Here is a 20,175-nt window from a genome sequence, read left to right as displayed (position 1 = left end):
TAATTTAACTGAATCAGTAAACCGAATCAGCATGACGGCCAAACCAGAACAAAAATATCCTCTGACCCCTGAAGTCTTTGCGGCACTAGAAGTCACTAAACGTGGCTGCGATGAGCTGTTGGTTGAGGCTGACTGGGTTCAGAAGCTGGCTCGTAGCCAAGCTACTAAGACGCCATTGCGGATTAAATTGGGTTTAGATCCAACAGCTCCAGATATTCATCTGGGCCATACCGTTGTTTTGAACAAATTGCGTCAGCTACAGGATTTAGGTCACACGGTTATTTTCTTAATTGGCGACTTCACCAGCATGATTGGTGATCCGTCAGGCCGCAACGCTACTCGCCCACCTTTGACTGCTGAAGAGATCGCCGTCAACGCTGAGACCTACTATCGTCAAGCAAGCATGGTTCTTGATCCTGCTAAAACTGAAGTGCGCTACAACAGTGAGTGGTGTGATCCCTTGGGTGCGCGTGGCATGATTCAGTTGGCAGCGCGATATACCGTTGCGCAAATGTTAGAGCGCGATGACTTTACAAAACGCTACCGTAGTGGCGTACCCATCTCTGTACATGAGTTCTTGTACCCATTGATGCAAGGCTATGACTCTGTTGCCTTGAAGAGTGATTTAGAGCTTGGTGGTACGGATCAGAAATTTAATCTCTTGGTTGGGCGCGAGCTCCAGCGTGAATATGGCCAAGAGCCTCAATGTATTTTGACAATGCCTCTGCTGGTTGGTTTAGATGGCGTGGACAAGATGAGTAAGTCCAAAGGTAATTACATCGGCATTAGTGAGCCTGCTGGTGAGATGTTTGGCAAGCTATTGAGCATCTCCGATGAGTTGATGTGGGATTACTTCACATTGCTTTCTTTCCGCCCAATGGCTGAGATTGACTTAATGAAGCAAGAAGTTGCTGCAGGTCGAAACCCAAAAGATTGCAAAGTATTGCTTGCTCAAGAAATCGTTGCGCGCTTTCATTCGCAAGCTGCGGCAGAAAAAGCATTAGAAGACTTTAATCACCGCGCTAAAGGCGGTGTACCTGATGACATTCCAGAGGTCAATCTCTCTGGTGCACCAATGCAAATTGCCAATCTTCTGAAAGCGGCTGGCCTTGCTCCTTCTACATCGGAAGCCAATCGCAATATCGAGCAAAACGGTGTGAAGATTGATGGTGCAACCATTACTGAGAAACAGTTAAAGGTTGAGGCTGGCACTTACGTTGTGCAGGTTGGTAAACGTAAGTTCGCCAAAGTAACTCTAGCTTAAATATCTAAGCCACTGCTAGGTGGCGTTAACCCAAAATGTTCATAGGCCTGACGGGTTGCCACTCGGCCACGCGAGGTTCTTTGTAGGTAGCCTTGTTGAATCAAGTAGGGCTCAAGCACATCTTCAATGGTGTCGCGTTCTTCGCCAATGGCCGCTGCTAAGTTATCAATACCTACTGGGCCACCATCAAACTTGTGCAAGATCGCTTCTAGTAACTTTCTGTCCATTACATCAAAGCCGCTCGGATCCACATCGAGCATCTTGAGTGCAGCATCCGCCATGGCTTTAGTGATCGTACCGGTGCCTTTGACTTCTGCGTAGTCACGAACTCTTCTGAGCAGGCGATTGGCAATACGCGGAGTGCCGCGTGCACGCTTAGCAATTTCTACCGAACCTTCTGGATCAATATCAGCTTTGAGCAGACTTGCTGAACGACTAATAATTTTGGTGAGCTCTTCAGTTGTATAGAACTCAAGTCTGGCCACAATGCCAAAGCGATCGCGCAATGGGTTGGTGAGCATGCCAGCACGGGTGGTTGCACCAATCAATGTGAAAGGCTTGAGATCAATCTTCACGCTGCGAGCAGCAGGACCTTCGCCAATCATGATGTCTAGGCTGTAGTCCTCAAGTGCGGGGTAAAGAATCTCTTCTACTACTGGCGATAGGCGATGAATCTCATCAATGAAGAGAACATCATTTTCTTCTAGATTGGTGAGTAAGGCAGCAAGATCGCCGGGCCTATCCAGAACAGGGCCGCTGGTTTGACGCAAATTCACACCAAGCTCTCTGGCAATAATATGTGCCAAGGTAGTTTTGCCAAGACCAGGAGGCCCAAATAAGAGAACGTGATCTAGCGCTTCTTGTCGGGCTCTTGTAGCGCTAATGAAAATTTCTAATTGGGCGCGCGCTTTTGTTTGACCAACATACTCATCGAGTTGTTTGGGGCGCAGCGCTCTTTCAAAGACGGCTTCAGCGTTCCCAGCCGAGCCACTCACAATGCGGTCGTTATTCTCCGGTAAATCTTCGGGAATAGAGCTGAGGTCGTCTGTATGAATTGCCATGCTATGAGTTTAGTGGTGTTTTGCTCAGTAGTGTTTAAAGCGGTGTTTATCTACTTAAGGCTTAGATAAATATTTCAAGCCCATGCGGATGCCATCTGACACATTTGTTTCTGGTGGTATTTGCTTGAGAGCCAGAAGTGCTTCTTTTTCTGAGTAGCCTAATGCCAAGAGTGCTTGTAATACTTCACTGCTCGCTTCAATCGCTTGAGGTTTGCCCCCTGTAATACCCAGGTCTGGGGCTAACTTACCTTTAAGCTCTAGGCAGAGACGCTCAGCAGTTTTCTTGCCAATACCGGGAACCTGAGTCAGGCGTCCAGCCTCTTGCAGCGCAATAGCCTGGGCTAACTCATTGACGCTCATGCCGGAGAGAACTGCTAGTGCGGTGCGAGAGCCAACACCACTGATCTTGATGAGCTGTCTAAAGGCTTCACGCTCAGTTTCGGTGGCAAAGCCAAAGAGTTGCTGCGCATCTTCACGAACTTGAAAGTGCGTGAGTAAGGTAATTTTTTGTCCAGCTTGAGGTAGTTGATACAAAGTGCTCATGGGCACATCAACCTCGTAACCAATTCCTTGGCAATCGACCAAGAGGCGAGGAGGATGAACTGAAACGAGAGTACCTTGAATGCGACCAATCATGTAGAGATCTTAACCTGTGATGTGTATTTTTACTTACTACGTTTTTTGGGTGCTAGCTTGGGCGCTAAAGCTGCAGTAATTGCTTTTGGCATTTGTGCATGATGGGCGGCACAGATAGCAACACCTAGTGCATCTGAAGCATCTGTTCCAGGGGCACGATTTAATCTTAAAAGGCGCTTCACCATCTCCTGCACCTGCGGCTTGGCTGCGCGACCTGTGCCCACAATCGCTTGCTTTACTCGCAGTGCGCTGTATTCAGCTACAGGAAGCTTTTCAGATACGAGGGCAGCAATCACTGCACCCCTCGCTTGACCCAACATGAGCGTAGAGCGAGGATTAACGTTTAAGAAGACTTCTTCAATTGCAGCCGATTCTGGGCGGTAGGTCTCTAAAACTTCTTTGACGCCAGCATAGAGAGCACCCAAACGCTCAGGTAAACCTTTGGCCGGATCTCCACTCTCAATCGTCCCTGAAGCTACGTAGGTCAGTTTTTGGCCATCAACATCAATGACACCAAAACCGGTTGTCCGTAAACCTGGGTCGATTCCTATCCAGCGCATCAGTTTTTGTTGCCTCTTGTTTGCTTAATGACGGAAGTGACGTGTGCCAGTAAAGATCATGGCAATGCCATGCTCATTAGCTGCTGCAATGATTTCATCATCACGCATGCTGCCCCCTGGTTGGATTGCGCAGCTTGCTCCACCATTCACAACAACATCCAAACCATCGCGGAATGGGAAGAAGGCATCGCTAGCTACTGCAGAACCTTTGAGGCTTAAGCCTGCATTCTCAGCTTTAATGCTGGCCATACGAGCAGAATCCACTCGGCTCATTTGACCTGCACCAATACCCAGGGTCATGCCATTAGCACAATACACAATGGCATTGGATTTGACAAACTTGGCAACGCGCCATGCAAACATCATGTCGTGCATTTCAGTTGGAGTTGGCAGACGTTTGCTGACAACACGCATTTCACTTTCGAGAACGTTCTTTGCGTCTGGGGACTGCACAAGCAGGCCGCCACCAACGCGTTTGAAATCAAATGTATTGAATGCAGTGCCCAATGGAATCTCTAACAGGCGCACATTTTGTTTGGCAGCAAAGATTGCTTTGGCTTCATCACTAAAGCCAGGGGCAATGAGCACTTCCACGAATTGCTTGGAAATAGCTTCTGCAGCAGCACCATCACAAGGAACGTTAAAGGCAATAATTCCGCCAAACGCAGAGCTTGGATCGGTCTTAAATGCTTTTTGGTAAGCCTCAAGTGCAGTAGCGCCAACAGCTACGCCACACGGATTGGCATGCTTAATAATGACGCAAGCAGCAGCGCCGCCAGCATTACCAGTAAAGCTCTTGACACATTCCCAAGCAGAGTCTCCGTCAGCAATATTGTTATAAGACAGCTCTTTGCCTTGTAACTGTTTATAGTTAGCAAGCGCACCATCTACTGGATAGATATCTTTGTAGAAAGCCGCAGATTGATGTGGATTCTCGCCATAGCGCATCTCTTGTACTTTTTCAAAGGCAAGGTGCAAAGTTTCTGGATAAGCAGAACGTGCTTTGTGATCCAAGTCATCACCCAATGCTGACAGGTAGTTGGCAATCGCACCATCATATTGAGCGGTATGCGCAAATACTTTTTTCGCCAAAGCTAAATTAGTCTTGTAAGAAATAACATTCTTATTGGCCTTCATTTCAGCCAAGACTGGAGCGTAGTCTTCCGGTGAGATCAATACGGTAACATCTTGGTGATTCTTGGCGGCAGCTCGTAGCATTGCGGGGCCACCAATATCAATGTTCTCTACTGCATCTTCAAATGAGCAGCTCTCCTTGGCAACCGTCTCGTTAAATGGATATAGGTTGATAACGAGCATATCGATTGTGTCGATGCCATGCTCTTTCAGTGCCGCCATATGTTCCGGGAAGTCTCTGCGCGCCAATAAACCACCGTGCACCATAGGGTGAAGGGTCTTTACGCGACCATCTAGCATCTCTGGAAATTTCGTCAAAGAAGAAACCTCAACAACAGGTAGATTGTTTTCTGCCAAGAGTTTTGCGGTGCCACCAGTAGAAATGAGCTTAATACCTTGCTCATGAAGGGCTTTAGCAAAAGGCACAATGCCATTTTTATCGGAGACGGAGAGTAGGGCTGTACGGATCATGGTTTTTCGGAGGGTTTAATTAAAAGAAGATGGCTTTGTAAATTTGCTACTTTATTGATTGTGATATGTGCTTTTACTTCAGCAGTTGATGTTCAACTAACTTTTTATGCAGGGTGTTGCGATTGATGCCAAGGTATTGAGCGGCTAATGATTGATTATGTTTAGCATGCTGCATTACTAATTCCAGCATAGGCTTTTCAACCACTGCTAATACCATTTGATAGACATCGGTCGGCGCTGTTCCTTTGAGATCATTCAGGTAGCCCTGCAATTGGGTTTCAATACATTCGGTAATCGGGTGCTTATTGGTCATAACAATCTATCAATACAAAAACTAAAACAAAGAATAAAAAGAAAACTAAATACAGTGAGTGCTACGCCGCTTCCAAAAATAACAAGCGGTCAGAATGGGATTTCATCTCGTCAAAATAATCATTGACCATTTGAAGTTGGGTTTTGCAGTCATCAGCTGTATTCATACGCTGGCGGAAAGCATGTGAATCACGCAAGCCCTTACAATACCAGCCGATATGTTTGCGTGCAGTGCGAAGGCCAATATGCTCACCATAAAACTCGTAATGGTCTAAGAGGTGGGTATTCATGATGGCCTGGATCTCATTGATCTCGGGCGTTGGTAGCATGCCACCTGTTTCAAGATAGTGGTTGATTTCGCGAAAGATCCAGGGGCGACCTTGAGCTGCGCGGCCAATCATGATGGCATCTGCACCGGTGAGCTTTAGTACTTGCTCAGCTTTTTCCGGGCTATTGATATCACCATTCGCAACCACAGGAATGCTCACACTATTTTTAACTGCAGTAATTGTTTCGTATTCAGCCTCACCGTGATACAAGTCTGCTCTTGTGCGGCCATGAACAGTCAACATAGAGATGCCAGACTTTTCTGCAAGTTGTGCAATTTCAATAGCGTTCTTATGTTCGCGATCCCAGCCTGTTCGAATCTTCAATGTCACGGGCACTGCATCTGGTCCAACGCCAACCGCATTAACAACCGCTTCCAAAATTTGCTGTACCAAAGGTTCGTCACGTAACAACGCAGAACCCGCTGCAACATTGCACACTTTCTTTGCGGGGCAGCCCATATTGATGTCAATAATCTGCGCGCCATGATCGACGTTAATTTTTGCTGCTGCTGCCATCATTGCTGGATCAGCGCCGGCAATTTGTACTGCAATCGGTTTGAATTCGCCAACGTGGTTGGCGCGACGCTGCGTCTTTTCACTTTTCCAAAGTAGGGCATTCGAGGCCACCATTTCAGAAACCGCATATCCAGCACCCAATTTCTTACAAAGCTGCCTAAATGGGCGGTCTGTTACCCCAGCCATAGGGGCTACAAACAGCTTATTTGCGAGGAGGTGAGGGCCAATATTCATCTAAAAGAGCTAGGGCGGAAAGCATGACACTTTAGCACAGTCAGGCCCAAATCTGCCTAAAAATTAGGCAGATTGCTTGTTTCAGATCAAACGGAGAGGACTTGTATTTTGGGGGCTATTTAAGCCCTTTAGCGCCTGCCAAACATCATCTGGCGAGCTAAGGCTGTTTTGACTGGTGGAAGCCACTGGAGAGCTGATAAAGCTAATCCACGAGCCATCACAACTGGGGCTAGATTGGATGTAAATACCCTTGCCATGAAGTCTGTCAGGCCAATCGTAGTGGTTCGATCAATTTTGCGACTTTGGGCATAGGCTTGTAATGCATTTTGTATTGCTGCCGGGGATTGATCTTCAGTGGATCCAGAAAATACCCCAACCAATTTTTCCGATAGCAAAAAGGCATCTCGTAATCCTAGATTCAATCCTTGTCCAGCTACTGGGTGCAAAGTTTGGGCAGCGTTGCCAATCCAAACTTCATGATCTTTCGTAATTTCTTTACGGTAGTTCAAGCCAAGTTCATACAAGCGACGATCTTGAATTTTAAGGAAGCGTCCAATGCGTGAACCAAATTCGTTTTGCAATTCACTTAAAAATTCTGCATCACTTAACTGAAGGCGATGTTGTGAAGATTCTGGGGAACCACACCAGACGAGATTCAAAATATTGTGACCATAGTGACTTGGTAGAACTGCTAAAGGGCCTTCAGCAGTAAAGCGTTCCCAAGCTTGATGGGGCGCTGCATTTTCTACTTCGACTAAACCCACGAGTGCCGATTGTCCGTAGTCTCGGCCAGACTCTACCCAATCTTGTTTTTTGAATAAGCCACCCTCAGCATGCACGATGCATTTAGCGTGAATATTATTTTCTTCGGCATCCTTGTTAATGTGCTGCCATATGAAATTAGGGCTCTTTGCTTGTATGGCTCGTAATGCTTGGCGCAAGGTGATATGAATATCGCGATAGCGAACAATGTGTCCGAGAGCATCTTGCTTAAGCTCTTCGCGTGTCATGAGTGCCCGACCAAAGCGGCCGGCTTGTGACACGTGGACGCGATGAATTTCGGAGGACTCTCTTGGCCATGCATGAATCGTATCGAGCAATATCTTGCTGCCATGTGAGAGGGCGATACCACGACTATCGGCGTTGGCTAAATCGTCATCATTAAGAGGGTTGCGATCCAGCAAGGTAATTTTTGCATCTGGAAACTTTTGCAAGGTCCAAGCAGCGCAAGCAAGCCCAACTGGACCACCACCCTGAATCAAAATATCGCAACTAGATGAATTCATTTTTATGCTGGTGGCCTTAAGCGTTCTTCATAAGCGCTTCAATCTCATCGGCTTTAACAGGCACGCCTCGTGAAATCAATTCACATCCTGAATCATTGATGACAGCATCATCTTCAATACGGATGCCAATATTCCAAAATGCTTCATTAATATCATCCGCCGGTCTGATGTAGAGGCCTGGCTCTATCGTAATGACCATGCCGCTCTTTAGAATGCGCCATGGCTTTTCATCCTTGCGACTATCTTGCGTAGCTTCACGATAAGAACCTACATCATGCACATCCATTCCTAGCCAGTGCGAGGTCCGGTGCATATAGAAGCGACGATATGCGCCTGTTTCGATAGCGTCATCCAGAGAGCCTAAGTCAGAGAGCTTTAGTAACTTTTCATCCAGCAGACCTTGGGTAAGCACTCTCAGGGCTGCCTCGTGTGGCTGCATAAATGTATTGCCTGGCTTAGTCATGGCAATTGCTGCTTCTTGTGCAGCTAATGTAATGTCATACAGGGCGCGTTGCGGACCAGTAAATTTTCCATTCACTGGAAAAGTCCGAGTGATGTCTGATGCATATCCATCGAGTTCGCAGCCAGCATCAATGAGGCAAAGTTCACCACTACGCAACTCTGTATTGCCTGCCCGATAGTGAAGAATGCAAGAATTTGCTCCGCCGGCAACAATACTGTTGTAGGCAACGCTTTGTGCGCCGCTATTGCGGAACTCATGAAGCAGTTCGGCCTCCAGTTGATATTCACGCATACCGGGTTTGCAGGCTTGCATAGCGCGAATATGGGCGCGCGCAGAGATGTCTGCGGCACGACGCATGATGTCGATTTCATGGACATCTTTATATAAGCGCATTTCATGAATGAGTGCCTCAACATCATGAAATTCTGATGGTGGATTAACGCCTGAGCGCGCTTGAGCACGAACTTGTTTCATCCAATGACGCAAGCGCCTATCAGCCTCTGCGCTTTCTGCAAGGCGGACATAGATTGCATCTTGATCTGCTAATAAGTCAGCAAGTTTTTTGTCCAGCTCTTGATTGCTGTGCGCGTATTCGACGCCCAAAGCCTCTGGTGCTGCTTCGGGTCCAAGGCGAATACCATCCCAGATTTCTCGCTCTAGATCTTTGGGTCTACAAAATAAGTGGGATTCAAGTTGATGGCTTTTTCCATTGCCTGAAATCTTCATCACTAGCGTAGCACCAGGCTCTTCAAAACCAGTGAGGTAGTAAAAGTCACTGTCATGGCGATATGGAAATTCGCTGTCGCGGTTACGCGAAAGTTCAGGCGCAGTGGAGACAACAGCGATTCCACCACTAGTCTTGGCAAAAATTTGCTCTGCTAATGTATTTCTACGAAGCTGATAAATATTTGTTTTATTCATATGCTGCATTGAGCTCTTGTAAGCGTTGTGGTGTGCCTACATCGTGCCATGGACCGATATATTTTTCACCAGACACTTTATTTTGCTCCATTGCCGTCCTTAGCAAAGGCGCGAGCTTGGCTGGCTTCCCAAATTCCAGGTCTTTGAAGAGGTCTTTGTGATAAATCCCAATTCCAGAAAAGGTGAGTTTTTCGGATCCATTGGATTGAGAACTGCTAACCGCTGAACCCTGGAGGTAAAAATCCCCTTCAGGATGCTGGACGGGGTTGGGGACCATCAATAAGTGAGCCAAGGGCTTGCTGGAATCCATGCGCATTTTGGAAACTGTTTCTAAAAGCTGGGTAATCGGTAAGTTTGGGCTAAAGACATCGCCATTGATGACCAAGAAATAGTCTTCAGGAGCAATAAGGGGTAGCGCTTTGCAAATGCCGCCAGCTGTCTCCAGCGCACTTCCCTCAGGGGAGTATTGAATATGAAGACCAAATTGCGCTCCGTTACCCAATGCCCCTTCAATTTTTTCACCTAACCAAGCGTGATTAATCACCACATCTTGAATCTTTGCCTTTGCTAGCGCTTCCAAATGCCAGGCGAGTAAAGATTTATTTTGAATCGTGAGTAATGGCTTAGGCAAATCATCCGTTAGGGGGCGCATGCGTTCGCCACGTCCTGCGGCCAGCAAAAAACAAGGTATGCGATTGAGTTGACCCATGGTGTGTATTACGCTGGATTTGTTTGAGTAGATTCCAAAATGCGGGCTAATGGTTTTAATTCAATATAGCGATTTGCTGTGGCAATCGCATATTCCAAAACAAGGGGAAGATCTTTGAGATAGCCGTCTTTGCCGTCGCGATGAAAGAGTCTTGCAAAAATCCCCAAAATCTTTAAGTGGCGTTGCAAGCCCATCCATTCAAAGTCGCGATAGAACTGTCCAAAATCATTTGGCATTGGCAGGCCGGCCTTGCGACCTTCTTCCCAAAACTTAATAACCCAGTCAATCACCCGTTCTTCTGGCCATGCAATATAAGCATCGCGCCATAGTGAAGAGACATCATATGTAATGGGGCCATATACCGCATCTTGGAAGTCAATCACACCAGGATTATTTTTTTCAGTCAACATCAAATTTCGTGAATGGTAATCGCGATGAACGTACACTTTAGCTTGCGCCAAATTATTTTCAATAATGAGCTCAAATGATTTTTTTAACTGCTCAGTTTGTTGCCCATTCAGTTCAATATTGAGATGTTTCTTTAAATACCATTCAGGAAATAAATCTAGCTCACGTTGCAAAAGTGCTTCGTCATAGTTTGGTAATACATCAGGTTTGCTTGCCATCTGCATCAGAACTAATGCATGAGTTGCATCTTTGTAGAGATGGTCTGCTGTCTCATTATTGAGTTCGGCAAGATAGGTTTTTATTCCCAAATCATTTAATAACAAGAAGCCTTCGGCAATGTTTTGCTCAAGGATTTTTGGCACATTTAAGCCTGCCTCTGAGAGTAATAAATCGACCTTAATAAAGGCATCCAAAGGCTCATGTTGGGGAGGGGCATCCATTACGATCAAAGTCCCAAAATTGGGGTTTTTGGAGGTAATCCGGAAATAGCGTCGAAAGCTGGCATCGGCCGAGGCTGGTACCAAAGAGTCGAGATCTAATTGCCAGCTAGCTTCTAGGGCTTTTAGCCAGTTACGGAGGGTGTTTAAGCGTGAGTCAGTCATGGTCGATTCGTATAATAAGGCGGTCTGGATCTATGAGTCATTATCGCCTTCGCGCCGGCCTTCGCGCCCCTCTTTTTTTGCATGTAACCCTGCGCGTCATGACGGGGGTTGCATTGCTTCAATTTGCCCTCCAATCGCAGGCTCAAGCACCCGCTCCTTTACCTGCAAATGCGCAAGCTAATGCGAATACTGTTTTGTTACCCGACCGCGGAAATGTTACCGTTTTAAAGTTGGATGATCAATTAAGAACGGGACTTCCAATTGACGATAGCAAAGCACTAACTTTTACTTCAAGCGATTCTATTGATGGTGTAGTCAATCGCAAGATGAAACTAAAAGGTCGTGCACAGATGCGTCGCAATGGTGGCGTAATTAAAGCGGATGAAATTATTTATGACCCAGATACCGATATTGCTGACCTTGAAGGTAACGCTGAGTTGACTAAAGGCAACACTACCTTCAAAGGACCAGCTGCCAAATTTAAAGTTGATGCTCGTGAAGGTGAGATGGAAACACCTACCTACGAGCTGCGTGATACCCGTGGTAATGGAACTGCAAAAAAACTCACTATTGAAAACTCAGATATTTTTGTTTTTGATAAAGCAACTTACACCACATGTACACCACAAAATATGGATTGGTATTTTTCGGCCAGTACATTAGAGATTGATAATGAACAAAAAGAAATGGTTGGCACTCATGGCGTAATGCGCTTCTTTGATGTGCCTATTGCCTATGTTCCTTATTTCACTGCACCTACCTCCAATCAGCGTCGCTCGGGTATTTTGGCACCTGTCGCTGGATATAACTCAAATAATGGCTTTGATGTTACGCAGCCGTATTACGTCAACATAGCACCCAATAGAGATTTATTAATCTTGCCGCGGTATATGAGTGAGCGTGGTCTGCAGATTGGCGCAAACTACCGTTTTCTCGAGAGCAAGTACAGCGGTACCTTAGGCGGTGATTACTTAGCGCATGACAATAAAACAGGAACTGATCGTTGGCGTTATGACTGGCAGCAACGACAAGTATTTAGCGGGGGCGTAGGACCTGGCGGTATTCCATTGCCGGGCTCATGGTCGGGCTATGCAAATATGTCACGCGTTTCTGATAATTTGTATCCAACCGATTTTTCACAAAGTATTGCTGGGGCTGTTACGAGTCAGTTCCGACAAGAGGTAGGAACTACCAAAGGGTTGACGGGTAGCCTAAGTAATTGGGTGGTGTCTGCTAGAGCCCTAACATTCCAAACTTTGCAGCCAGACCCAACTGCTTTGGTTCAAGCTCCATATAACGTGATGCCAAATATTAATGCGTCATATAACAATCGCCTTACTCCGGCAGTAGCAGATACGAGTGGCAAGTACGTTACTTTACCCACTGGACCGGCAACTACATTTTCAACCGATTACACGAGATTTGCTTACAACATTGGTAGCAATTTGGCTGCAACTGCGCCAGGTGTCTATAGCCAGGCCGATCGAACAGTGATTAAAGGCGCGATGGCTTTGCCGCAAGTTACGCCGGGTTACTACATCACACCAAAGGTGAGTTTTCAGTCGAATACTTATAACGCCACTCCTTTTGTGACTGGTGGAGCGCCGGTAGCGCAAGGTTTCACTATCCCTACTTTTAGTTTGGACTCAGCATTAGCGTTTGAAAGAGATGCCGCTGAATTGAAAGGCTTCTACGGCCGAGATATGTTGTTAACCATGGAGCCTCGCGCTTTCTACGTTTACACGCCCTATCAAAATCAATCGCAAACGCCTTTGTTTGATACTGCTGATGCAGGCTTTGGTGTTTCGCAAATCTTTAGTGAAAATACTTTTATTGGTAACGACCGTATTGCAGATAACAATGCTGCTACGCTGGGTTTAACGAGCCGCATGATTGAAGCGAATACAGGGGCAGAGCGTGCAAACGTCACGCTTGCTCAAAAGCAGCAGTTCACAGGGCAAAAGGTTGGCTTGAATGGCACGATTGTGAATCCCACAACTTACTCTGATACCTTGGGATCAGGCTCAGTTCGCTTGCTTGGTAATTTCAGCGCAGATGTATTTGGACAATACAACACGCAATTAAATAAGTTTGTGCAAACTACGGTTGGCGGTAGTTGGCGTCCAACGCAGGGAAGAAGTTTAAATTTTGGTTACCGCAACGTTTGGTCGCCACCGGTACAGGCATCGGTTCAAAATAATCAAGCATTCGTGCCAGCGGCCACTACAACAGATCAATACAATATTTCTGGGCAATGGCCTATTACTAGAGAGGTTTCTGTCTTGGGACGCTGGGGTTACGATGCTTTAACTACCAAGACATTAAATAGCTTGCTAGCCTTGGAATGGAGTAGGGATTGCTGGACTTTCCGCGGCGCTTACTCTCAATTCGTGAATACATCTCAAATAACCACTACCCAGGTGCTCTTTCAGGTCGAATTTAGGGGCTTCGGTAGCGCTGGAAGCAATCCAGTTGATATCATGAAGCTAAATGTTCCTGGATATATGCCTACTTCTAAGCCTATACCGCCTTCAACATACGAGAACTATCAATAATGCTTTGTATGAAACGTTTTAAACAAATTAGTATTCAAGCCATCTTCGTTGGCTTTGGATTGTTTGCGACTACTGCTTTTGCTCAGGATTCAGCGAAAACGAATGCTGCCACTGAAAGCAAGATTCGCAATATTGATGGTGTTGCTGCAGTAGTTAATACGGGTTTTGTAACGCGTAAAGAAATTGATGATCGCATCGCAACACTCAAAAAGCAGGGCATCAAGTTACCTGAGGATGGTTCGGCGCGTAAGGTTGTGCTAGATAGGCTGATTTTAGAAAAAATCCAATTACAAAATGCTGAGCAAGAGGGTGTTAAGGTCTCCGATAAGGAGTTGGATAAGATTATTGGCGACATTGCGGCGAAGAACAAATTAACGCTTGCAGAGCTTAAGGCAAAGATCATTGCTTCTGGCACTTCATATGAACGTTATCGTGAGATGCTGCGCAACGACATTATCGTTAGTCGTTATCGTGAGCGTGAAGTTGAGGGTAAGCTCAAGATTTCTGATGCTGAGATAGATAACTTTATTGCTGAGCGTACGCGGGCAATTGCTGGCGCTGGCACCACAAGATCGGCACCTGCAGCCAAAGGGGAACCAGAGGAAATTGATGTTGCCCAAATATTTATTCCGGTAGATGCGGCCGCTGGAGCAGGAGCTCAAGCTGAGGCAAAAAAGAAGGCTGATGCACTATTAAAGGATGCTCGTGGCGATGTTGATTTCTTACAGCTGGGTGCAGCGGCTGCAAAAGAGAATCCTAAGATTAAATTTCAGGAGTTAGGCTATCGCTCTCCAGATCGTTTGCCCCAGCTGTTTTATGAGGCGATTCGTAATACTGGTAGCGGACAAGTTGCTAACGCAGTTGTAAAGAGCCCAGCGGGATACCATGTGCTTAAGGTCTTAGATCGCCGTGCAGCTGGTGCTAGCCCACCACCTCAGCAACTAGCAGCTGCAGATTCTGGATCAAGCGCGCCGCAAAATATTCCGATTACCCAAACCTTATCTCGCCATATTTTGTTGCGTAGTAGACCTGGCCTAAGCGATCAAGACGCTGAAAGACGATTACAAGGTTATCGTGATCAGATCCGTGCAAAAACAGCAGACTTTGCAGAGTTAGCGAAAAAGTATTCTGAAGACGGATCTGCCGCTAAGGGTGGTGATCTGGGCTGGATGAGTCCTGGAGATTTGGTTCCAGAGTTTGAGCAGGCTATGAATCGCTTACAAATTGGCGAAGTTAGTAATCCAGTGAAAACCGAATTTGGTTGGCATTTGATTCAAGTGGTCGAGCGTCGTGATGGTCAGCTGACTGTAGAGAAGCAGCGCCAATTTGCGCGTGCAGCGATCCGTGAAAGAAAGTTTGATCAGGCCTATCAAGAATGGATGCTTGAGCTACGTGATAATGCAACTGTAAAAATTCTGAACGTGGATGATGCAGCAAGCAGCGCGCCTCGTTAATCTCGTTGTAAGTACCGGTGAACCAGCCGGTATCGGGCCTGAAGTTTCTTTAGCTGCTTCGCTGGCATTTTTACGCGAGCATACCGATGTTCAGATCACTTTATTGGGCAATGATCAATTGCTGAGATTGCCCAATCTCGGTCCAGAGCTTTCTAGTCGATTACAGATTCAGTCTATTGCACTTGGGTCCCCTGTGACTCCTGGGACACTCAACTCACTGAATTCACAGTATGTTGTCAATCTATTAGATCAAGCAATTGATGGCTGCTTGCAGGGACGCTTTGATGCCATGGTAACGGCACCACTTCAGAAAAGCATCATCAATGATGCTGGCACATTATTTACTGGGCATACGGAGCATCTTGCGCAGCGTTGCAGGGTTTCCCATGTGGTGATGATGTTATGCGCATTGTTGCCAGGTGGATTTTTGGGGCTCAAAGCTCCAAGGGATTTGAGGGTTGCGTTAGCAACCACGCATCTTCCCTTAAAAGCGATACCGCAAGCTATCAGCTATGACTTGATATTAGAGACGATTCAGATCGTCAAGCAAGATTTGCAAAGCAAATTCGGAATTACCAAGCCCGTGATCCGAGTGGCTGGATTGAACCCTCATGCAGGAGAGGCCGGTTACCTGGGGCGTGAAGAAATTGAAGTGATCACCCCAGCAATTGAAGCGGCCCAGAAGATGGGTATTGATGTCTCTGGACCATATCCAGGAGATACGATGTTCGATCCCGAGTCCCTTGCGCAAGTCGATGCCTTTATTGCCATGTATCACGATCAGGGTTTAGCGCCATTTAAGTTTGTGACGTTTGGTAATGGTGTAAATGTCACGCTTGGATTGCCTATTATTCGCACCTCAGTAGATCATGGAACGGCTTTAGATATTGCCGGCAAGGGGATTGCGGACTCTGGCAGCATGCTAGAGGCTTTACGTTTGGCCTACCAATTAGCTGTAAATCAAAGAAAACAAAGCTAAGACATGCATCGCGCTCGAAAAAGATTTGGCCAAAATTTCCTACAAGACAATGGGATTATTTATTCGATTATTGCACTCATTAATCCCAGTGCTGATATGCACATTATTGAGATTGGGCCGGGCCTCGGCGCATTAACATTGCCATTACTCAGCAATCTGGATCAGTTGGATTTACTGGAGATTGATCGTGACTTAGTCGCTTTTTGGAATGAAAAAAATCTCAAGGGCCTTACCGTAATTGAGGGCGATGCTCTCAAATTTGATTTCTTAACATGGGCCCAGGATCGTAAAACCAAGCAGGGTCTGTGTAAAGTCGTTGGGAACCTACCTTACAACATCTCCTCACCTTTGTTATTTCATTTGGTGGCCGCTGCAAGTCATATCGATGAGCAGGTCTTTATGTTGCAAGCCGAGGTTGTGGAGAGAATGGTTGCCAAGGCGGGAGGCTCTGAATTTAGCCGGTTATCCGTCATGCTGCAGGCCCGCTACGACATGGAATTGGTATTGGAGGTTCCGCCAGAAGCTTTTGATCCTCAGCCAAAAGTGAACTCAGCAGTTGTACGCATGATTCCTAGAAAAGATTTTTCTTTAAGTAATGCTCAGTGGAATTCTTTGGAGAAGGTAGTTGCTGCAGCCTTTTCTCAAAGAAGAAAAATGCTGCGCACCAACTTGAGTGCTTTTGCTGATAGATTGAATTTGACTGAAGTGGAGCTCAAGGCAAGAGCTCAAGATATTTCTGTTGATCGCTATATTGAGTGGGCGAAGGTTCTCGCCTCTTGAAACGGTCCTAAACAATCAGAGCTGTTTTATTGCCTTTCAACAATTATTTATAAGCGCTGGGATCAATTACACGCATTTCAGCCTCAATCCAACCTTCTACCTCTCGTTGTAATTCTTCGGCCGACTTATTCGTTGAGCTAATTGCAGGTCCAATTGAGAAGATGACTGTGCCGGGCTCTTTAATGAAGCTATTCTTCGGCCAGCAGCGACCAGCGTTATGTGCGATCGGAATAACCAAGGCATCGGTTGCGCTTGCTAAACGTGCGCCACCCTTGCGATACGGTTTATTTGATCCAATGGGGGTTCTGGTGCCTTCTGGAAAAAGCATGATCCACTTGCCTTCGCTCAAACGTTTGCGACCTTGAGTCGCTACTGAATGGGCTGCTGTCTGCTTATTAGAGCGATTAATGTGGATCATCTTTAGTAGGGCTAGGGCCCAACCGAAGAAGGGAATCCAGAGTAATTCACGCTTGAAAACAAAGCAGAGTTGCTTTGGTAGCAAGGCAATATAAGCAATCGTTTCGTAAGCTGATTGATGCTTGCTGAGAATAATCACACGTTCATTAAGAACGGCCTGCATATTTTTCATGCCGCGGATTTCATAATGAATGCCGCACAGTGGTTTTAGTAAAGCAATAACGATTTTGTTCCAGAGACCAATAAATGTGTAGCGGTTTTCTGGACTCAAAAATGGGAAGGCGATCATGCATAACACCGACCAAATCGGTGTGAACACCACTAAAAATAAGGCAAAGAGAATGGAGCGAATCAGTTTCACGATTGGTCTAAACCTTATTTTCTAAAAGTGTATTTGCAAACGCCATGAGATCAGCGTGAATTTGCGTACCCTCAGGCAGGTTGCCTTTGGCAAGGGTCTTTTCGCCTTTGCCGGTGAGCACTAGATGAGGAATGGCTCCCAAGGCTACTCCAGCCTGGAGATCGCGTAAAGAATCACCTACGATAGGAACTCCTGTAAGGGGCTGAATACTATCCATCTTTTTGTAACGCAAAGCAATTTCTTTCATCATGCCTGGCGCTGGTTTACGGCAATCACATTGGTGTGAATCCTGATGAGGACAAAAAAAGATGCTATCAATGCGACCGCCTAAGGGTTTAAGTAGAGCATCCATTTTGCTATGCATGGCATGCAAATCGTTGATTGTGAAGTATCCCCTTGAGAGACCAGATTGATTAGTTGCGATGGCAATTTGATAGCCCGCCTGATTTAGTAGCGCGATTGCTTCTAAGCTCCCTGGTAGAGGAATCCATTCATCTACTGACTTCACATAATCATCACTATCTTCATTGATCACGCCATCGCGATCAAGAATGATTAGTTTAGCGGAGCTGATGCTCATGCTAATTTGCCGAGATCGGCAACGAGATTCATTTTCTGGTGAAGTTGTTGCAGAAGGGCTAAACGGTTATCACGCAACTCAGGGTTGGGATCCATCACCATGACATCAGCAAAGAATTGGTCAATTGGCCCACTTAAAGCTACGAGGGCTCTTAAGAGCTCAACAAACTGACGTTTTTCATAGGCAGCATTGATTGCAGGAGTGGCTGCCTCCAATGCCTGGTGCAATGTTGCCTCTGCTGGAATTTGAAGTAATGTTGAAGAACAAGCCGTAGGAATAGCGGTAGTTGTTTTCTTCAGAATATTGCTAATACGTTTGTTAGCAGCAGCAAGTTGAGCGGCTTCTGGAAGGGCATTGAATTCACGCAATGCAGTTAAGCGCTCAATCAAATCATTAATTTGAGCTGGGTCCTGGCTAAGGACAGCATCAATCTCCGCGCTAGTAAATGCTTTGCCGGCAACGGATTGATCACGTAAATACGCGCGCAAGCGATCGATGATGAAAGCGTAGATATCAGCAGCTTTAGCTTTTTCTTGTACATCTGCTTGCGGGAACTGTGCACGAGCCAACTCAATTAACTCTGGCAAGCTGAGCGAAAGATTTTTTTCTAAGAGTAAACGGCAAATACCTAGTGCATGGCGGCGTAATGCATAAGGGTCTTTGTCGCCGGTAGGGGCAAGTCCAACCCCCCAAATGCCAACTAGAGTTTCTAGTTTGTCGGCAATGGCTAGGATCGTGCCAGTTTGGGTTTGCGGTAGTGTGTCGCCTGCAAAGCGCGGCATATAGTGTTCGCTACATGCGCTGGCGACATCTGCATTCTCGCCATCGTGATTGGCGTAATAACGCCCCATGATGCCTTGCAATTCCGGAAACTCACCAACCATATCGGTTAATAAGTCTGTCTTGGCAATTTCTGCAGCACGGGCAGCTAACTTTTCATCGGCGCCTAATTTCTTAGCAATGCCTACAGCTAGCCCTTGAACACGCTTAGTGCGATCTAATTGATTGCCAAGTTGATTGTGATAAACGACCTTACCGAGATCGGCTACGCGAGAAGCTAGAGGACGCTTTTGATCTTGTTGGAAGAAGAAGCGGGCATCTGAGAGACGTGGGCGTACTACACGCTCATTGCCGGAGATGATGGCATTAGGCTTATCAGTTTGAATATTGGAAACAATCAGAAAACGATTACGTAATTTGCCGTGCTTGTCAGTGAGCGCAAAGTACTTCTGATTGGTTTGCATCGTCAAAATCAAACACTCTTGCGGCACTTCCAAAAATTCTTGATCAAAGTGGCATTCATAGATAGCTGGCCACTCTACCAAGGCTGTTACTTCATCCAAAAGACTGTCTGGCATCAAGACCAAGTCATCGCCAGCCGCTTTTAATAGGGCTGTTTCAATTTGTGCGCGACGCTGATTAAAGCTAGGAATAATCTTGGCTTTAGATTGCAAGTCTGATTCGTATAGATCCGCATTGCTGATCGTGACATTGCCCGGCGCCAGGAAACGATGTCCCTCGGTTTGATTAGCCGCATCAATTCCCAAGGCGCTGATATTTAAAGTCGTATTGCCATGAAGAGCAATGATGCGGTGAGCGGGGCGCGCAAATTGCACATCCGCTAATTGACCATTTTTCTGTAGCACTTGGTAGTGCATCATTTTTGCAATGGGTAATTTACTTAATGTCTGCTCAAGCGCGGCTTGTGCGGTTTGCTCAAGCGCGGCACCTTTGGCGATCACATTCAGATACAAGGCCTCATTCTTACCTTCACCGGATTTTTCTAGTGTGGTGAGATCGATATCTGCATATCCAAGCGCGGCTAATTTTTTCAGTAAAGGCGGTGTAGCTTTGCCTTCGGCATCAAATGCAATGCTAGTAGGTAATAATTTTTCGCGCACAGGAAAGTCCGGCGCAAGATCAAGAACATCAGTCACTTGAACCGCTAAGCGGCGCGGCGTAGCAAAGCCAATCACTTTGGATGATTCTGTTGCGAGGCCTGCTGATTTGAGTGCTGCAAAGATGCCTTCACTAAAGGCATCACCTAAGCGGCGTAGTGACTTTGGTGGCAGCTCTTCAGTAAATACCTCAATCAATAAAGTTGCTGATTGAGGTTTGGAATTGGATGTGCTCATAGATGGAA

At 46.3% G+C, this 20,175-nt stretch carries 18 protein-coding genes; 5 read left to right on the top strand and 13 right to left on the bottom strand.

The window, feature by feature from the left end; translation table 11 throughout:
- Window positions 1-31: 31 nt before the first annotated feature.
- Window positions 32-1,264 carry a tyrosine--tRNA ligase gene (gene tyrS, locus ICN18_RS01555; protein ID WP_216188791.1) on the top strand — a complete coding sequence of 411 codons (1,233 nt, stop codon included), beginning with the start codon at window positions 32-34 and terminating at the stop codon, window positions 1,262-1,264.
- Here tyrS and ruvB read toward each other — a convergent pair.
- The 10 genes from ruvB to ICN18_RS01505 form a co-directional block, all read right to left on the bottom strand.
- The gene (gene ruvB, locus ICN18_RS01550; protein ID WP_216188790.1) at window positions 1,261-2,325 is read right to left on the bottom strand and encodes a Holliday junction branch migration DNA helicase RuvB; all 1,065 of its coding nucleotides are present in this window, start codon (window positions 2,323-2,325) and stop codon (window positions 1,261-1,263) included. The two genes, tyrS and ruvB, sit on opposite strands and share 4 nt — an antisense overlap.
- A 54-nt stretch (window positions 2,326-2,379) precedes the next feature.
- On the bottom strand, window positions 2,380-2,961 hold the full coding sequence (gene ruvA, locus ICN18_RS01545) for a Holliday junction branch migration protein RuvA (RefSeq protein ID WP_216188789.1): 582 nt from the start codon (window positions 2,959-2,961) through the stop codon (window positions 2,380-2,382).
- A gap of 29 nt (window positions 2,962-2,990) precedes the next feature.
- Window positions 2,991-3,521, bottom strand: coding sequence for a crossover junction endodeoxyribonuclease RuvC (gene ruvC, locus ICN18_RS01540; RefSeq protein ID WP_215362181.1), 531 nt, complete (start codon window positions 3,519-3,521; stop codon window positions 2,991-2,993).
- A 24-nt stretch (window positions 3,522-3,545) separates the two neighbouring features.
- Window positions 3,546-5,126 carry a bifunctional phosphoribosylaminoimidazolecarboxamide formyltransferase/IMP cyclohydrolase gene (purH, locus tag ICN18_RS01535; protein WP_216188788.1) on the bottom strand — a complete coding sequence of 527 codons (1,581 nt, stop codon included), beginning with the start codon at window positions 5,124-5,126 and terminating at the stop codon, window positions 3,546-3,548.
- A gap of 73 nt (window positions 5,127-5,199) precedes the next feature.
- A complete protein-coding gene (locus tag ICN18_RS01530) occupies window positions 5,200-5,439 on the bottom strand; it encodes a helix-turn-helix domain-containing protein (protein ID WP_216188787.1) in 240 nt (79 codons plus the stop codon).
- Between the two features lie 61 nt (window positions 5,440-5,500).
- Window positions 5,501-6,517 carry a tRNA dihydrouridine synthase DusB gene (gene dusB / locus ICN18_RS01525; protein ID WP_216188786.1) on the bottom strand — a complete coding sequence of 339 codons (1,017 nt, stop codon included), beginning with the start codon at window positions 6,515-6,517 and terminating at the stop codon, window positions 5,501-5,503.
- Between the two features lie 128 nt (window positions 6,518-6,645).
- The gene (locus ICN18_RS01520; protein WP_216188785.1) at window positions 6,646-7,803 is read right to left on the bottom strand and encodes an FAD-dependent monooxygenase; all 1,158 of its coding nucleotides are present in this window, start codon (window positions 7,801-7,803) and stop codon (window positions 6,646-6,648) included.
- A 16-nt stretch (window positions 7,804-7,819) separates the two neighbouring features.
- A complete protein-coding gene (gene pepP / locus ICN18_RS01515) occupies window positions 7,820-9,187 on the bottom strand; it encodes a Xaa-Pro aminopeptidase (RefSeq protein WP_255532035.1) in 1,368 nt (455 codons plus the stop codon).
- Window positions 9,180-9,896: an N-acetylmuramate alpha-1-phosphate uridylyltransferase MurU gene (murU, locus tag ICN18_RS01510; protein ID WP_216188783.1), complete on the bottom strand. Its 717-nt coding sequence runs from the start codon at window positions 9,894-9,896 to the stop codon at window positions 9,180-9,182. Before murU ends, pepP begins: the two co-directional genes overlap by 8 nt.
- 8 nt (window positions 9,897-9,904) lie before the next feature.
- Window positions 9,905-10,906, bottom strand: a complete 1,002-nt coding sequence (locus tag ICN18_RS01505) for an aminoglycoside phosphotransferase family protein (protein ID WP_216188782.1) — start codon at window positions 10,904-10,906, stop codon at window positions 9,905-9,907.
- Window positions 10,907-10,938: 32 nt separating this feature from the next.
- Here ICN18_RS01505 and ICN18_RS01500 point away from each other — a divergent pair, with 32 nt between their 5' ends.
- The 4 genes from ICN18_RS01500 to rsmA are packed head-to-tail and all read left to right on the top strand — an operon-like array spanning window position 10,939 to window position 16,674.
- Complete coding sequence (locus ICN18_RS01500) at window positions 10,939-13,461, top strand: LPS-assembly protein LptD (RefSeq protein WP_216188781.1); 2,523 nt, start codon at window positions 10,939-10,941, stop codon at window positions 13,459-13,461.
- 8 nt (window positions 13,462-13,469) lie between these two features.
- On the top strand, window positions 13,470-14,915 hold the full coding sequence (locus ICN18_RS01495; RefSeq protein WP_255532034.1) for a peptidylprolyl isomerase: 1,446 nt from the start codon (window positions 13,470-13,472) through the stop codon (window positions 14,913-14,915).
- Window positions 14,890-15,894 (top strand): 4-hydroxythreonine-4-phosphate dehydrogenase PdxA, encoded by a 1,005-nt coding sequence (gene pdxA / locus ICN18_RS01490; protein WP_216189425.1) that lies wholly within the window; start codon window positions 14,890-14,892, stop codon window positions 15,892-15,894. The genes ICN18_RS01495 and pdxA overlap by 26 nt, the downstream gene beginning before the upstream one ends.
- 3 nt (window positions 15,895-15,897) lie before the next feature.
- Window positions 15,898-16,674 (top strand): 16S rRNA (adenine(1518)-N(6)/adenine(1519)-N(6))-dimethyltransferase RsmA, encoded by a 777-nt coding sequence (rsmA, locus tag ICN18_RS01485; protein ID WP_216188779.1) that lies wholly within the window; start codon window positions 15,898-15,900, stop codon window positions 16,672-16,674.
- A gap of 43 nt (window positions 16,675-16,717) precedes the next feature.
- On the opposite strand, the gene ICN18_RS01480 is transcribed toward rsmA, so the two are convergent.
- From ICN18_RS01480 to glyS, 3 genes are read right to left on the bottom strand one after another with little or no spacing between them, the layout of a single operon-like run.
- On the bottom strand, window positions 16,718-17,452 hold the full coding sequence (locus ICN18_RS01480; RefSeq protein ID WP_216188778.1) for a lysophospholipid acyltransferase family protein: 735 nt from the start codon (window positions 17,450-17,452) through the stop codon (window positions 16,718-16,720).
- A 7-nt stretch (window positions 17,453-17,459) separates the two neighbouring features.
- Window positions 17,460-18,032, bottom strand: coding sequence for a D-glycero-beta-D-manno-heptose 1,7-bisphosphate 7-phosphatase (gene gmhB, locus ICN18_RS01475; protein ID WP_216188777.1), 573 nt, complete (start codon window positions 18,030-18,032; stop codon window positions 17,460-17,462).
- A complete protein-coding gene (glyS, locus tag ICN18_RS01470) occupies window positions 18,029-20,167 on the bottom strand; it encodes a glycine--tRNA ligase subunit beta (protein WP_216188776.1) in 2,139 nt (712 codons plus the stop codon). Before glyS ends, gmhB begins: the two co-directional genes overlap by 4 nt.
- Window positions 20,168-20,175 lie beyond the last annotated feature (8 nt).

It is taken from the genome of Polynucleobacter parvulilacunae (assembly GCF_018881715.1).
Classification (GTDB): domain Bacteria; phylum Pseudomonadota; class Gammaproteobacteria; order Burkholderiales; family Burkholderiaceae; genus Polynucleobacter; species Polynucleobacter parvulilacunae.
This window is presented reverse-complemented; position numbering and strand designations above follow the sequence as displayed.

Bases quoted from the DNA above. Each gene is read 5' to 3' on its own strand.
- ruvB (WP_216188790.1), bottom strand. From the start codon at position 2,325: ATGGCAATTCATACAGACGACCTCAGCTCTATTCCCGAAGATTTACCG.
- purH (WP_216188788.1), bottom strand. From the start codon at position 5,126: ATGATCCGTACAGCCCTACTCTCCGTCTCCGATAAAAATGGCATTGTG.
- ICN18_RS01500 (WP_216188781.1), top strand. From the start codon at position 10,939: ATGAGTCATTATCGCCTTCGCGCCGGCCTTCGCGCCCCTCTTTTTTTG.
- pdxA (WP_216189425.1), top strand. From the start codon at position 14,890: ATGCAGCAAGCAGCGCGCCTCGTTAATCTCGTTGTAAGTACCGGTGAA.
- ICN18_RS01530 (WP_216188787.1), bottom strand. From the start codon at position 5,439: ATGACCAATAAGCACCCGATTACCGAATGTATTGAAACCCAATTGCAG.
- rsmA (WP_216188779.1), top strand. From the start codon at position 15,898: ATGCATCGCGCTCGAAAAAGATTTGGCCAAAATTTCCTACAAGACAAT.
- ICN18_RS01520 (WP_216188785.1), bottom strand. From the start codon at position 7,803: ATGAATTCATCTAGTTGCGATATTTTGATTCAGGGTGGTGGTCCAGTT.
- ICN18_RS01505 (WP_216188782.1), bottom strand. From the start codon at position 10,906: ATGACTGACTCACGCTTAAACACCCTCCGTAACTGGCTAAAAGCCCTA.
- murU (WP_216188783.1), bottom strand. From the start codon at position 9,896: ATGGGTCAACTCAATCGCATACCTTGTTTTTTGCTGGCCGCAGGACGT.
- gmhB (WP_216188777.1), bottom strand. From the start codon at position 18,032: ATGAGCATCAGCTCCGCTAAACTAATCATTCTTGATCGCGATGGCGTG.
- glyS (WP_216188776.1), bottom strand. From the start codon at position 20,167: ATGAGCACATCCAATTCCAAACCTCAATCAGCAACTTTATTGATTGAG.
- ICN18_RS01495 (WP_255532034.1), top strand. From the start codon at position 13,470: ATGAAACGTTTTAAACAAATTAGTATTCAAGCCATCTTCGTTGGCTTT.
- ruvA (WP_216188789.1), bottom strand. From the start codon at position 2,961: ATGATTGGTCGCATTCAAGGTACTCTCGTTTCAGTTCATCCTCCTCGC.
- ruvC (WP_215362181.1), bottom strand. From the start codon at position 3,521: ATGCGCTGGATAGGAATCGACCCAGGTTTACGGACAACCGGTTTTGGT.
- dusB (WP_216188786.1), bottom strand. From the start codon at position 6,517: ATGAATATTGGCCCTCACCTCCTCGCAAATAAGCTGTTTGTAGCCCCT.
- tyrS (WP_216188791.1), top strand. From the start codon at position 32: ATGACGGCCAAACCAGAACAAAAATATCCTCTGACCCCTGAAGTCTTT.
- pepP (WP_255532035.1), bottom strand. From the start codon at position 9,187: ATGAATAAAACAAATATTTATCAGCTTCGTAGAAATACATTAGCAGAG.